At 74.2% G+C, this 13,939-nt stretch carries 9 protein-coding genes and 1 pseudogene; 3 read left to right on the forward strand and 7 right to left on the reverse strand.

Going from position 1 to position 13,939, the window contains the following annotated elements:
• Nucleotides 1-278 precede the first annotated feature (278 nt).
• Nucleotides 279-719: an SRPBCC family protein gene (locus ACFYP4_RS03050; RefSeq protein WP_358855425.1), complete on the reverse strand. Its 441-nt coding sequence runs from the start codon at nt 717-719 to the stop codon at nt 279-281.
• 227 nt (nt 720-946) lie between these two features.
• Here ACFYP4_RS03050 and ACFYP4_RS03055 point away from each other — a divergent pair, with 227 nt between their 5' ends.
• The gene (locus ACFYP4_RS03055) at nt 947-2,164 is read left to right on the forward strand and encodes a cytochrome P450 (RefSeq protein ID WP_358855424.1); all 1,218 of its coding nucleotides are present in this window, start codon (nt 947-949) and stop codon (nt 2,162-2,164) included.
• A 39-nt stretch (nt 2,165-2,203) separates the two neighbouring features.
• On the opposite strand, the pseudogene ACFYP4_RS03060 reads toward ACFYP4_RS03055, so the two are convergent.
• Nucleotides 2,204-2,956, reverse strand: a pseudogene (locus tag ACFYP4_RS03060) (polysaccharide deacetylase family protein); the annotation flags it as partial.
• A gap of 137 nt (nt 2,957-3,093) precedes the next feature.
• Nucleotides 3,094-3,783, reverse strand: a complete 690-nt coding sequence (locus ACFYP4_RS03065; RefSeq protein WP_388782270.1) for a TetR/AcrR family transcriptional regulator — start codon at nt 3,781-3,783, stop codon at nt 3,094-3,096.
• A gap of 131 nt (nt 3,784-3,914) precedes the next feature.
• Here ACFYP4_RS03065 and ACFYP4_RS03070 point away from each other — a divergent pair, with 131 nt between their 5' ends.
• The gene (locus ACFYP4_RS03070; protein ID WP_358855422.1) at nt 3,915-5,363 is read left to right on the forward strand and encodes an MFS transporter; all 1,449 of its coding nucleotides are present in this window, start codon (nt 3,915-3,917) and stop codon (nt 5,361-5,363) included.
• A 248-nt stretch (nt 5,364-5,611) separates the two neighbouring features.
• On the opposite strand, the gene ACFYP4_RS03075 is transcribed toward ACFYP4_RS03070, so the two are convergent.
• A complete protein-coding gene (locus ACFYP4_RS03075; protein WP_388782274.1) occupies nt 5,612-6,280 on the reverse strand; it encodes an ATP-binding cassette domain-containing protein in 669 nt (222 codons plus the stop codon).
• Between the two features lie 96 nt (nt 6,281-6,376).
• The gene (locus tag ACFYP4_RS03080) at nt 6,377-7,528 is read right to left on the reverse strand and encodes a magnesium and cobalt transport protein CorA (RefSeq protein WP_358855421.1); all 1,152 of its coding nucleotides are present in this window, start codon (nt 7,526-7,528) and stop codon (nt 6,377-6,379) included.
• A 499-nt stretch (nt 7,529-8,027) separates the two neighbouring features.
• Here ACFYP4_RS03080 and ACFYP4_RS03085 point away from each other — a divergent pair, with 499 nt between their 5' ends.
• On the forward strand, nt 8,028-9,233 hold the full coding sequence (locus ACFYP4_RS03085; protein ID WP_388782277.1) for a winged helix DNA-binding domain-containing protein: 1,206 nt from the start codon (nt 8,028-8,030) through the stop codon (nt 9,231-9,233).
• 393 nt (nt 9,234-9,626) lie between these two features.
• Here the strand turns inward: ACFYP4_RS03085 and ACFYP4_RS03090 are convergent, their stop codons facing one another.
• Entirely contained in the window at nt 9,627-12,443 is a 2,817-nt protein-coding gene (locus ACFYP4_RS03090; RefSeq protein ID WP_388782280.1) for an ATP-binding protein, read from the reverse strand.
• A 608-nt stretch (nt 12,444-13,051) separates the two neighbouring features.
• Nucleotides 13,052-13,870: a response regulator transcription factor gene (locus ACFYP4_RS03095; protein ID WP_388782692.1), complete on the reverse strand. Its 819-nt coding sequence runs from the start codon at nt 13,868-13,870 to the stop codon at nt 13,052-13,054.
• Between the last annotated feature and the right edge of the window lie 69 nt (nt 13,871-13,939).

Consider the following 13,939-nt stretch of genomic DNA (forward strand, 5'->3'; position numbering starts at 1 on the left):
TGAGTGTGCGGGGGCGACCGACCCGTACGGCTTCTCCGGCATCGCCGGCCTGTGCGGCCTGTTCTCCAAGCAGGCCTCGGACGAACTGCGCGAGATCTGCGGCACGGTCCTCAGCGCCGGGTACGACGGCGACCGCGACCGCCGGGACAAGCCGGCCGCCGCGCGGGACGAGCAGACCGACTCGGCCACGTCCTTAGCCCGCCGCGGGGCGGGACCTGCGGTGACCGCAGCGCGGCTCGGTTCGAGCGACCCTGCGCGTAGGAACGCCGAGTTCGAGGTCAGGCGTGCTTCAGCAGCCCGGTCATCGCCCGCCCGAACATCGCGCGCCCCGCCCACGCCAGCGGGCCGTCGAACAGACGGGGCAGCCACCGCACCCGCAGGTCCTCCCGCCAGACCACCCGAGCGCTCCCGGTGCCGCACGGATGGACCTCGATCTCGGCCCAGCCCGTGACGAGCGAGCCCCGCTTGGCCAGCCGGCACCTGCCCGGCCGTCCCTCCGCCGGGACCTGCCAGGCGACGACCTCCATCGGGTCGTCGAAGGCCAGCGGGCCCACCCCCGTCCGGGCCACGAAAGCGGTGCCCTCGCCGGCCGGCGGGGGAGTGAGCACGGTGACGCGGGTCAGCGGGACCACGTCGGCATGACGCTCCCACCGCGTGAGCCGGCGCCAGGCCTCGGCGGCGGGCAGCGGGACGACGCGTTCCAGGACGAAAAGGACCACGAGCCGATCGTATGCGCAACGGGGGCGCGACGGTCTCTCCAGGCCACCCCCGTGGGACCGGGGCCTCCAGGTCGGACCAGGCCACCCCTCCCGGACCAGGCCACCCCTCCCGGACCAGGCGACCCCGGCCGGACCGGGCCACTCGGGCCGAAAGCGTCCTACCGCCCCGGCCCGGCGGTGCGGGACCATGGGTGCGACCCGCGCCCGACGCCCGAGAGGCTGCTCCCGTGGACCGTGAAGCGCACGGCAGGCTCGACGGGTTCCAGCGCGACCCCTACCCGCTCTACGACCGGGCCCGACGCGCCGAGCGGCTGCTGTACGTTCCCGAGCTGGACGCCTGGCTGGTGGCGCGGGACGAGGACGTGCGCGAGGTGCTGCGCCGGCCGGAGGACTTCTCGTCGGCGAACGCGCTGCGCCCGGACGTCGTGCCGTCCCCCGCCGCGCTCGCGGTCCTCGGCGGCGGTTTCGGCGGCCGGCCCGTGGTCCTCACCTCCGACGGCGCCCGCCACCGGGAGCTGCGCGCCCCGCTCGTCCGCGGCCTGTCGTCCGCCCGCGTCGAGGCCGTCCTGCCGTACGCCGCCGAACGGGCCGCCGCGCTCGTGGACGGGTTCGCGAAGGACGGCCGGGTTGAGCTGATGAGCGCGTACGCCCGGCGGCTGCCCGGTGAGGTCGTCGGCCGGATCATCGGTCTGGATCCCCGGGACGTGCCGGCCGTGGTGCGGGGCGGCCACCGCGCCGAGGAACTCCTGTTCCGCCGGCTGCCGGAGGACGAACAGGTGGCCGCCGCCCGGGACGTGGTGGCCGGGCAGCACGTCCTCGACGCGTGCGCGCGCGACCGGCGGGCCCGGCCGCGCGACGACCTGGCCACCGAACTGGTCGCCTCGCTGGCACCGGGGACCGGCGAACTGACGCTCGACCAGCGGCACGAGATCGTCGGCCACCTGCAGAACCTGCTGATCGCCGGGCATCTGACGACGACCGCGCTGATCGGCAACACGATCCTGCACCTCCTGCGGCACCCGCGGCAGTGGGACCTGCTGTGCGCGGAACCCCACCGGGCACCGGCCGCCGTCGAGGAGGCCGCCCGCTACGACAGCGTGCTCCAGGGCTTCCGGCGGATCACCACCCGGCCGGTCACCCTCGCCGGCGCCGAACTCCCCTCGGGGGCGGCCGTGTTCGTCGCCTTCGGTGCGGCCAACCGCGACGGCGCCCGGCACGCGCGGCCGGACGAGTTCGACATCACCCGTGACCCGGACCGCCATCTCGCGTTCGGGCTCGGCGTGCACAGCTGCCCCGGATCACAGCTGGCCCGCGAGCAAGTCCGCCTGACACTGCAGCAGTTGACCGCACGTCTGCCCGGCCTGCGGCTGGCCGAGAAGGGTGCCGTCACGATGCGACCGACCCTGATCCACCGTTCCCCGGAGTCCCTGCACCTGGTCTGGTGACCACCCGCCCGGCCGTGACGGCCAGTCAGGGCCGGTACCCTTCGCGGGTTCGGCCGTGCCGGGCGCCAGCAGCTGCGGCACCGTCACGAAGACGTACCCCCGCTCCTTCAGCGCGTGGATGATCCCGGGGACCGCGGGCACGGTGCCGGGATAGTTGTCGTGGAGCAGGATGATCCCGTCCCGGGACGACTGGCGCAGGACGCGCCGTTCTATGAGCGCGGAGTCGTTCGTCGTGTAGTCCTTGGCGGTCACGCTCCACAGGACCTCGGCGAGCCCGAGTTCACGGCTGATGCGGTGCACCGTGTCGTCCGTACGCCCCTGCGGCGGGCGCATCAGTGTCGGTCTGTGCCCGGTGAGCCTCTCGATGGCGTCGTTGGGTCTGCGCAGTTCCTCGCGTATCTCGTCGGGCCGGAGCCGGGTGAGGATCCTGTGGTCCCAGGTGTGGCTGGCCACCTCGTGCCCCTCGTCGGCCATGCGGGTCACCAGCTCGGGGTGCTTCTCGATGTGACGCTTGCCGAGCAGGAAGAAGGTCGCGGGTATGCGCTCCTCCTTCAGGATGTCGAGCAGCCGTGCCGAGTTCTCGCTCGGCCCGGCGTCGAAGGTCAGCGCGATGCACCTGGCCCGGCGGCAGTCCACCGTCCCGAACCGGGCCCGGGTGTCGACGGACGGGTGCGCGCGAACCGTGCTGGGCGCCGTGGTGTCCAGTGACGAACAGCCCGTCAGCGGCAGTGCCAGAGCGAGAGCCGCCGCGAGTGTGGCGGCCGCACGGAACCTGGTCCCCGTTTTCCTCATCTTCTTGGTCAGAGAAGGCATGCCGGACTATACATGCGGTGTATACGCATGGTTCATAGTGGGAGATCCGAGGGCTCGCGCACGTCAGGGCCGTGAGGGCGGTGACGCACGGGGCCCGGCACCGTGCGGTGAGGAACTCAGGCGCGGGTGTTCGTGGCCTGTGCGAGGAGTCCGTCGACGAAGGCCCGCAGGGCCTCGGGGTAGGTGTCCTGCCAGGAGAGCTCCGCCCACCGGTCGCCGAGCGCGGACAGGTGCGGCATCCGGGCCACGGCGGGGTTGTCGGCGGCGGCTGCCCGGTCGGCGGATCGCAGGTACTCCTCGCGTCGGCGGGCGGAGTGCGCGCGGACGAGGATCTCGCCGACCGTGTAGTACCAGAGGTTGCGGAAGACGTGGACGGCCTGTTCGGGCGTGCACCCGTAGTCGACGGCCCCCGCCACGATGGTCTCGACCAGCCACAGGGCCGAGTCGCCGAGCCGGGCGACGAATCCGTCCGCGGTGAGGACCTCCGCGGCCCACGGCCAGGCCGCGAGGCCGTCGTGGACGGCGGTGATGGACGCGACGATGCGCTCCCGCGGGTCGCTGGGCATGTCGGGGTGGGGGATCTGCTCCGCGTACTCGTGGATCAGCAGGAAGAGCAGGTCCTCCTTGTCCCGCACGTGGTGGTAGAGGGTGGTCGCCCCGATGCCGATCTCGGCGGCCAGCCGACGGATGGTCAGTTTCTCCCAGCCGTCCTGCTCGATGAGCCGGCGGGTCGCGGCCAGGATCTCCGTGCGGGAGGTCACGGGGGGGCGGCCGACGCGGCCGTGCGGTGCTCTGGTTCGGGACACCGGTCCATCATGCCCTCCCGTTGAACCGGGACCGTTCCGGCCTGCGCGTGCTCGACAGCGGGCCGGCCCGGTGTTAATTTCAGAACGTGTTCGAAAAGTCGTCCGGACGTAGGAGAGGGGCTGGGGTCACGGTGACTGAGACGCAATCAGCCGGTGCGGAACCGGTGCTCGCGGGAGGTGCCGCCCGGGCAGGCCTGATCCTCGCCGCAGTGGCGGTCGTGCAGTTCATGGTGGCGCTGGACCTGTCGGTCGTGAACGTCGCGCTCCCGGACATCGGCTCCGACCTCGGCTTCAGCGAGGTGGGTCTGACCTGGGTGATTCACGCGTACGCCCTCACCTTCGGCGGGTTGCTGCTGCTCGGCGGCAAGGTCGCCGACCGGTACGGCCGCAAGCGGATCCTGATGATCGGACTCCCCCTGTTCGGCCTGGGATCCCTCGTCGGAGGCTTCGCGCAGGAACCCGGCCAGCTGGTGGCCGCCCGCGCCGCGCAGGGTGTCGGGGCCGCCGCGCTCGCCCCGGCCGCGCTGGCGCTGCTGGCCTCGACCTTCCCCGAGGGCAAGCCCCGGGTGAAGGCCTTCGGCGTATGGAGCGCGATGAACGCCGCCGGCGGCGCCTTCGGCGTTCTGATCGGCGGCCTGCTCACCGAGTACGCGGGCTGGGAATGGGTGATGTTCGTCAACGTCCCCCTGGTCGCCGTCGCGATGTACCTGGCGGCGCGCGGGGTCGCCGCCGACCGGGCCGCCGCGCACCGCGGCAGCCCGGACGTGCTGGGCGCCGTGCTCGCCACGGCGGGCATGACCCTGCTCGTGTTCGGTGTCATCCGCACCGACCGGCATCCCTGGGGCTCGTCCGAAACCCTGACGACCCTGGCGGTCGCCGTCCTTCTGCTGGCCGCGTTCGTCCTCGTCGAGAGGACCACCTCCCGCGACCCGCTGATCCGGCTCGGGCTGTTCACGAACCGCTCGGTCGCCGGCGCCAACCTGTACACGCTGTTCCTCGGCGGTGCCATGGCCTCGGCCTTCTACTTCGTGTCCCTCTACCTCCAGCGCGTTCTCGGCAGCGGGCCGGCCAGGACCGGCGTCCAGTTCCTGCCGTTCGCGTTCGGCATGGTCATCGGCTCCGTCCTCGCCGTCAAGCTCGGCTACAGGTTCGCTCCCCGGAACCTCCTGATCGGCGGCGGGGTGCTGGCCGCGGCCGGCTTCGCCTGGTTCGGTCTGATCAGTGCGGACGGCTCCTTCACCGTCGACGTCCTGGGCCCGTCGATCGTCACCAGTGTCGGCATCGGGCTCTGCCTCGCACCGGCCGTCTCCCTCGCGACCGCCGGGGTCGCGGCCCACGAGACGGGTGCCGCCTCCGGCCTGCTCAACAGCACGCGCCAGATCGGCGCCTCGCTCGGACTGGCCGCCCTCGGCACCACCGCCAGCAACCGCACCGGTGACACGCTCACGCCCGAGTCCCTCAACAGCGGATACGCGCTGGGCTTGACCATCGGCGCCGTGGTCGTGCTCGTCGCCGTCCTCCTTGCTCTCGCCGTCCTGCCCCGCGCGGCAGCGCCGGCGGCGCGGCCAGGGCCTGTCTGACCCACCGTGCCGCACCGGCGGAGGTCGCCGCTCCTGGTGACCTGGACGCCGGTGCGGCACAGTCCTGTCCGGGCGCCGCACTGATGGAGCCCGGTTGCCCGAGGGGCTGGATCCGGTCCGGATCTGATCGACGGCGGAGCCGCCGACCCGCCGGCCTGCGTCCTGCATCCGCGGGTGTGCCGTACGCGACTCGCGTACGGCACACCCGCTCCGTCCGCCGCGCACGGCCGGAAGCGAAGGACGCCGCCTCAGTCCGTGGCCACCGGTGCCATGGAGATGTTCCAGAAATCGGCGTAGCGGCCACCGCGGCGCAGCAGCTCGTCGTGCCGGCCCTCCTCCGCGATCCGGCCGTCCTCCAGGAAGACGACGCGGTCGGCGCGGTGGACGGTCCGCATCCGGTGCGCCACCATCGCCACGGTCCGGCCCGCCATCAGGCGCTCGATGCCCTCGTGGACGGCCGCCTCGTTCACCGGGTCCAGCGCGGAGGTCACCTCGTCCAGCAGCACGACGGGCGCGTTCTTCAGGAGGGCTCGCGCGATCGAGACCCGCTGGCGCTCACCGCCCGACAGCAGGGCGCCGCCCTCACCGACCTTCGCCTGCCAGCCGTCGGGCAGCCGCTCGATCACCTCGTCCAGCCGCGCCGCGCTCGCCGCCGCCCGCACCTCGGCCCCGGTGGCGTCGGGCCGGCCCAGACGCACGTTCTCCTCGATCGTGCCGTCGAAGAGACAGACGTTCTGGAAGACGATGGCGATCCGTTCCATCAACACCTCCGTGTCGATGGAGCGCACGTCCATCGGTCTCCCCTCGATTTTGAAACGTGTTCGAAAATTGACTGTACCGCAGCCGGGTGCCCACGTGTCCGCGTGTTTCAAGAGCGAGTGGGGAGGTGTGCATCCGTGGCGCCGGAGTGCTGCCACGCCGGGCCCGAGGGCGGCGCGGAGGCGGTGTCATCACCGGTCACGGGGTCCCGTGCGGGGCCGCACTCGTCGTGGCGTGGCTCCCGCGATGCCTGCTCAGAGCCAGTCGCGGCGCTTGAAGATGACGTACAGGCTCGTGCACACCACGGCCATCAGGACGATCGCGAACGGGTAACCGAGCAGCCAGTGGAGTTCCGGCATGTGGTCGAAGTTCATGCCGTAGATCGTGCCGACCAGGGTCGGGGCGAACAGGATGGCGGCCCACGAGGAGATCTTCTTGATCTCCTCGTTCTGCTCGAAGCCCGCCTCCGCAAGCGCGCGCATCTCCGCGTTCTGCTGCTGGGTGACCAGGGTCGCGTTGACCGTGAGGATGTCCGCGAGAGCCTGCCGGAAGCCGTCCACGCGCTCGCTGGTGTGGGTGACGTGGTCGGCGACGTCCCGCAGGTAGCGCTGGAGTTCCTCGTCGGTGCCGTACTTGGCGAAACCGGCCATCAGGCTGTGCAGCATGCCGACCAGGGGACGCGTGGCCCGCTGGAACTCGACCATTTCGCGGGACAGTTCGTAGATGCGGCGGGAGACCTCCGGGTCGCCGCGGAACACCTCCGTCTCGATCTCGTCGATGTCGTTCTGGACGCCGGTGACGACCGGGAGGTAGCCGTCGACGACGGAGTCGAGGATCGCGTACAGGACGGCCTCCGGGCCGAGCCTCAGCAGTTCCGGGGTGTCCTCCATGCGGCGGCGCACCGCGGAGAGGTCCGGCGCGGCGCCGTGCCTGACCGTGATCAGGAAATCGGGGCCCACGAACACGTGCAGCTCGCCGAAGTCGACCTCCTCCGCCGCGTCCAGGTACCGGGCGGCCCGCAGCACGACGAAGAGCGTCTCGCCGTAACGCTCCAGTTTCGGCCGCTGGTGCGCCTCCATCGCGTCCTCGACGGCGAGCGGGTGCAGGTCGAACTCGGCGGCCAGGGAGACGAGTTCGGTCTCCGTGGGGCGGGCTAGGCCGATCCATGCCATGCCGTCGGGCGCGTCCCGCAGTTCGCGGAACGTGTCCGCGAGCGAGGCCGGCGTCGAGACGCGCACCCCGTCCCGGTACAGCGCAGCCTGGACGACGCTGACGACCTCCGCGGTCTCCGCCGCCGGCGGGGCGGGCTCCGGGGGCCGCCGTTTCGCGGGAGGCGAGGACGTCGGCGTCAGCGCGCGGCGCCAGCCGGACTTCGCGGCGTCCGGACGTGCGCGGCGTTCCGACATCGTGCTGCCTCCCGCCCTCGCCGTGACGTCGGTCTGATCACGGAGCAGGATATACGGGGTATATGGCGTCGGTGCGCGGGTCGGGGGCCGTACGGACTGCGTACGGACGGCCTTCGGACGGCCTTCGGACGGCCTTCGGGACGGGAAACCCGCCCGTTGCGGACAGAAGGTGTCCGCGAGCAGCGTTAGCGTGCGGAGCATGACGAAGACGCCGAGCACGACAGGCACGCCGAGCGGACCGGGGACGCCGAAGGCGCCGAGGGCGACGGAGGCGGGGGCGACGGCGGCCGCGTCGGCGGGGACGGGTGGGTCCGCGTCCGGCGGCACGGACGTGACCGCGCGCGCCGGGGCGGGCGGGTCGGTGTCCGGTGGGGCGGACGTGGCAACCGCCGGTGGGACGGGCGGGTCCGCGTCCGGTGGGGTGGGTGCGGCAACCACCGCGGGGACGGATGCGACCGTGCGCGCCGGCGCGGGCGGGCCGGCGTCCGGTAGGGCGGAGATGGCAACTGCCGGTGGGACGGCCGGGTCCGCAGGGGGGACCGGCCGGGCGACTCCCGGCGGGGCGGGCGGGTCCGCGTCCGGGGGAACCGGTGGGGGAGTCGCTCGCGGGGCGGGCGGGTCCGCGCCCGTGCTCGGCGTCCGCGCGCTGAACCGTGCCACCCTCGACCGGCAGCTTCTGCTGCGCCGCTCCGCACTTGGCGCCAAGGACGCCGTCGGGCACCTCCTGGGGCTCCAGGCGCAGAACGTGAAGCCGCCGTACTACGCCCTCGCCGCCCGCCTGGCCGACTTCACACCGCAGGATCTGTCCGTTCTCATGGCCGGCCGCGAGGTCGCGCGGATCGTCACCATGCGCTCCACCATCCACACCCACACCGCGGACGACTGCCTCACCCTGCGGCCGCTCGTGCAGGCCGCCCGCGACCGGGAGCTGTACGGTTTCCGCAAGGGGCTCACCGGCGTCGACCTGGACCGGCTCGCCGCCGTCGCCCGCGAGCTGGTCGAGGCCGAACCCCGCACCATGAAGCAGCTGCGCGAGGCGCTGCTCGCCGAGTGGCCGGACGCCGACCCGTTCGCGCTCTCGGTGGCCGCCCGCTGCCGGCTGCCGCTCGTCCAGGTCACTCCGCGCGGACTGTGGGGCCGCGGCGGCCAAGTGGCGCTGACCACCGCCGAGCGCTGGTTCGGCCGCGCCTCGGAACCGGTGCCCGCGCCGGACGCGACCGTACGGCGCTACCTGGCCGCCTTCGGGCCCGCCTCGGTCAAGGACATGCAGACCTGGGCCGGTCTGACGCGGCTGCGTGAGGTCTTCGACCGGCTGCGCCCCGAGCTGGTCACCTTCCGGGACGAGAACGGCGTCGAGCTCTTCGACCTCCCCGACGCGCCCCGCCCGGACGCGGACACCCCCGCCCCGCCGCGTCTCCTGCCCGAGTTCGACAACCTGCTCCTCTCGCACGCCGACCGGTCCCGGGTGGTGCCCGGCGACCTCAAGGGGCGCACCTGGCAGGGCAACCAGGCCTACTGCGCCCTGCTCGTCGACGGCTTCCTCGCGGGCGTGTGGCGCCAGCAGGGCGACGCGCTGACCATCGAGCCCTTCGGTACGCTCAGCCGGGCCCAGCGGGACGAGGTCGTGACGGAGGCCGAGCGGATGCTCGGGGTGATGTCCGGCGAGGGGCCCCACGACATCCGCTTCGGCGCCGTGAGGTCGTAGGGCCGTCCGGGGCCGCGCGCGGGCCGTCCGGGGCCGCGCGCGGGACGGCCGGGGAGGTGGAAGGGGAGCGTCGCGGGCCGCTCGTGGAGGCCCGCGACGCCCCCCGGTTCATACCTGAGCGGTACTCAGGATGTCTGTGGGCGCCATGAGTTGACGGAAGTGGTCGGCTCCCCGTGCCCGAGCGGCACGCCCTCACGCTAGAAGCCCGGGGCCGGCCGTTCCAAGGGGTAAGCGCCCCTAGCCGGGTGTTGAAGGGAAAACCCTCGGTCGCGCCGGGCAGACCTCCGCCCGGCCGCGTCCCGGGGCAAGGGGGTTCGCCCACCGGCTCGGCCGGCCCGTCCCGTACGCCCGTGCCTCACCCGGTGCGGGGCGCACGTCCCGTACGCCTGTCCTTCACCCGGTGCGGCCCCCGGCCGCCAGCCGGACGATGTCCACCCGCGACCGGATCCCCAGCTTCCGGTAGACCCGGGTGAGGGTGGCCTCGACCGTCTTGACGCTGATGAACAGGCGCCCCGCTATCTCACGGTTGGTGGCCCCCTCCATGACGAGGGCGGCGACCTGGCGTTCCGTCGCGGCCAGCGTGTCCAGTGCCACGGGGGCGTTCACCGGCGCGGCCGGGGCCGCAGGCGCGGAGGCGGCCGACTCGGCCCGGCGCAGCCAGGGCAGGGCCCGGCAGCGCCGGAACAGCCGTACCGCCTCGTCGTACGACGCCGGACCCGGCCGCTGCGGGCGCAGCCCGGCCAGTGCGTACGCGGCCCGCGCCTCCTCGAGTCCGTAGCCCAGCTCGGCGAGCCGGTCCTGCGCCGACGCCAACTGCCTTACGGCGGCGCCGTGTTCCCCGCGGGCCGCGCGGGCCAGGGCCTCGGCCCGGTCGAGCAGGGCCAGCACGCTCGCCCGCCCCAGCCGCAGCGCACGGACCCGTGTGGTGTCGATGACGTCCTGCGCCTGTGCCGGCTCGCCGGTCAGGACCAGCGCCTCCGCGAGGTCCCCGTGCCAGCGGCCGCGCGCCGGATCGGTCACCCCGAGACTCTCCTCCAGCTCTCTGACCCGCCGCAGTGCCCCTACGGCCGCCGACGCGTCCCCCGCCACCAGGTGGGCGTGCCCGAGGGCGCCCAGCGCACGCGACAGATAGATCACGTCGCCGTCCTCCTCAGCGCGCTCCACCGCCTCCCGGGCCAGCGCGAGCGCCCGGTCCAGGTCGCCGCCCGCGGCCTCCGCGAGTGAGTTAAACATGGCAGTGGCCGCCTCCCCGATCCCGGTGTCCCGGGCCAGCCGCAGGCTCTCCCGGGCGAGGTCGAGGGCCCGGCCGCAGTGCCCGGACCGCAGTTCCGTCTCGGCGAGCCCGCGCAGGAAGTGCACCTCGCTCTCGACCATCCCGCGCCGCCGCACCTCACGCAGCAGCGCGGTGATCGTCGTCCGCGCCTCCGCGAGCCGGTCGCCCATGATCAGCCAGCGGAAGCGGGCCGCGCCCGCGCCGTTGTGGTCGCAGGCCACCCGCGGGTCCTGCGGCTCCCGCATGGCCCGCTGGATGGTCGCGGGCGCGTCGGGGTGGCCCATCATGGTCTCCATCTGGGCCTGGAACGCCAGCGCGAGCAGCTCGGTGCGCCGGTCCCCGGCCCGTTCGGCCAGCTCCGCGGCGCGGGCCGCCTCCTCGCGGCCCTTCGCCGTCTCACCCTCCAGGAGCAGTGCCCGCCACGCCAGTTGGTAGCGCACGAGCGCGAGCAGAGCGGGATCCTCGCCCGCGTCGGCGAGGGCCTGCGGGAAGACCGCGTCCACCTCGGCCATGGCCTGCCCGGCCGCGTCGATGACGACCATCCAGGCCCGTACGCGATCGGCGGCCCCGATGGCACGGCCGAGGACCTCCCGGGCGATGTCCCGGGCGAGATCCGTCTCCCCGGCGGTCAGCGCGTCCTCGGCCGCCTGCAGCCGCCGTTCGTCCGGGCCCGGGACGGTGTCCGCCGGGGTGTGCCGGGCGGCCAGCAGCCCGAGGTCCGCGGCGACCGACGGCGCGCCCCGGTCCCGGGCCGCGGCCGCGGCCTCGCCCAGCCGGGCGGCGACCTCGGAGTCGGTGCCGGTGGTGGCCAGGGCGAGATGCCGGGCCCGCTCGATGGGGTCGCAGGCCGCGGTGGACAGCGCGGCGTGGGCGGCGCGCCGCTCCTGGGGGGTGGCCTCCGCGTAGACGGCGGCCGAGATGAGGGGATGCGCGAACCGGATCCCCGGACCCTCCCGCTCCGGAGCCAGCAGTCCGAGCGCGGCGGCCGACGCGGTCTCCGTCTCGGCGTTCTCGCGTCCCGCGGCGGCGAGCAGGGCCTGGGTGGGACGGGCGCCCGCGCTCGCGACGAGCAGGGTGCGGCGGGCCTCGGCCGACAGCATCCCGATACGGTGCAGCACCAGTGCGCGCAGCGAGGTCGGCACGGGAAGCGGCTCGCCCGGTCGCGGGGCGGTCGGACTCTCGGCCAGGGCCCGGCCGAGTTCCAGCGCGAAGAGGGGATTGCCCCCGCTGGTGCGGTGGATGTCCCGTACGGCCGACCGGGGCAGGCCGGTGTAACCGCGGTGGCCGAGCAGTTCGGCGACCTGCGGGTGGGAGAGCGCGCCGACGCGTACGGCGAGGGTGTCCGGCGGCAGCACGCGCAGATGCGGATCGTGCCGGTGGGTCTCGGGCTCGGCCTCCGTGCGGACCGCGCACAGCATCCGCACCGGCATCTCGCCCAGGCGCCGGGCGGCGAAGCCGAGGAGTTCGGTGCTGGCGGGATCCAGCCACTGGAGGTCGTCGGCGACGATCAGCAACGGGCCGCGGGCGGCCAGGGCGCGGAGCGCGGACAGCACCGCGAGGCGCAGGGCGAGCCCGTCGCGCTGGAGGCTCGACTCGCCGCGGCCGGTGAGTGCGGACTCCAGGGCGGTGCGCTGCGGGGCGGGCAGGGTGTCCGACACCTCGTCGAGGACGAGGCCGAAAAGGTCGGCGAGGGCGAGGAAGGGGATATGGGTTTCGGATTCGGTGGCCGAGCAGCGCAGGACGGTCCGGGCCGCGTCGGCGTATTCCGCCGCCAGGGCCCGCAGCACGGTCGACTTTCCTATTCCCGCCGGTCCGTGGACGAGCACGCTGCCCCCGCGGGAGAGCTGTTCGCGCGCGCCCGAGAACAGGTCCTTCCGGCCGATGACCAGGTCGGGGCGGGGTCTCGCAGGCTCCTTGAAGTCCCCTGTCACGGTCACCGCTCCCCTCGTGCGTCGCGTCCGGCCAATATTAGGCAACGGCCGCTTGATTTCGGCCGGTCGTGGAGGTGAGGGAAACAACAAGAGCACGGCATAAGGTCTTTCGGCGCCGGACCGGATAGACGAGGGGCATTCCGGAGACCGGGCGGGCCCCCACGACACCCGCGCTGACAGCGCGCCCCCGACCGGACCGCGGGCCCGCGACGCACACCGCTCCCGGGCCGCGACGCACACCGTTCCCGGGTCAGGGGCGCACACCGCACCCGGGCCCGGCAGCCGCAGCCTCTGTCGGTCCTGGTCGGCCCCCGAGGAAAGCCCCGCGCCGCACGCGGACGCGCGCGTCCCGGCAACAGCCCGGTCCCGCACCACCGCTGCCGCCGCCGCGGACGCGCCCGCACTACGGCACCCGCAGCGGCAGCACGCACCCGACCGGACCCCTGAGACGGTGGCGCACACCGCACCCGGGCCCGGCAGCCGCAGCCTCTGTCGGTCCTGGCCCGCCCCCGAGGAAAGCCTGCGCCGAACGCGGACGCGCGTCCCTCCGCGGCCAGGTCCCGCCTGACGACGGCGCCCCGTCGGCCGCCGCGGCCCGCGCCCCCGCGGTGCCCCTACGGCAGCAGCCCCGCCCGCCGTGCCGCGACCACCGCTTCCGTGCGTGAATGGGCGCCCAGCCTGCGCATCGCCGAGCGGAGATAGGCCTTCACGGTCTCCGGGCGGAGCCCGAGACGTTCGGCGACCGCCGCGTTGGTCGACCCCGCCGCGACACACGCCAGCACGTCGATCTCGCGCGGGGCCAGCCCGGGATCCGGGGCGTCGCCGGACCCGGCGGACTCGCGGGACGCCGCGTGGGCCAGCCGGCCGCAGGCCCGCAGCAGCTCGGCCCGCAGCGCCGGATCCTGGACGCGGGGCGCCAGGGCCCGCAGGGCACCGTGCGCCTCCCGCACCTCCTCCCACACCGCCCCGGAGGCCGTACCGGCCGCACGCGTGGCGGCCAGCAGGCCCTGCGCCTCCTCCCGCACCACCAGCGCCTGTTCCACGTCCCGCGCCGCCTCCACCGCCGCGGCCAGCGTCCGGTCGCCCAGCGGCCGGGCCGTCCGCAGGGCGCCGTACAGGACACCGCGCACCCGGCGCCGTACGACGACGGGCACCGCGAGGACGGAGCACAGCCCCTCCGTGGCGACCGCGGCGTCGTACTCGTGGCTGATCTGCCGCGACGACGAGTAGTCCGTCACCGCGCACGGCCGGGCCAGGGCGACCGCCTTGCCGCCCAGGCCGTTGCCCGACGACACCGCGAGCGCGCTGAGCGCGGCCGTCGCCGTGCCGCTGAGGACGCTGATGCGCACCTGCCGGCGCCCCGGCTCGACCAGGCCGCCGAAGGCGACCGGCAGCCCCGTCGTCCGCCGCAGCCGGATCAGCGCACCCCGCATCTCGGCCGCCTCGGCCGGATCAGCTGCCACGTGCTAGCCCCTTCGTCGCGGCGCACCCCCGTTCGGGGG

Source organism: Streptomyces sp. NPDC005551 (assembly GCF_042871785.1).
Taxonomy (GTDB): domain Bacteria; phylum Actinomycetota; class Actinomycetes; order Streptomycetales; family Streptomycetaceae; genus Streptomyces.

What these genes read in the sequence shown, in the direction of transcription:
- ACFYP4_RS03095 (WP_388782692.1), bottom strand. Translation starts at nt 13,870, where the DNA reads ATGCGGGGTGCGCTGATCCGGCTGCGGCGGACGACGGGGCTGCCGGTC.
- ACFYP4_RS03080 (WP_358855421.1), bottom strand. Translation starts at nt 7,528, where the DNA reads ATGTCGGAACGCCGCGCACGTCCGGACGCCGCGAAGTCCGGCTGGCGC.
- ACFYP4_RS03085 (WP_388782277.1), top strand. Translation starts at nt 8,028, where the DNA reads ATGGCAACTGCCGGTGGGACGGCCGGGTCCGCAGGGGGGACCGGCCGG.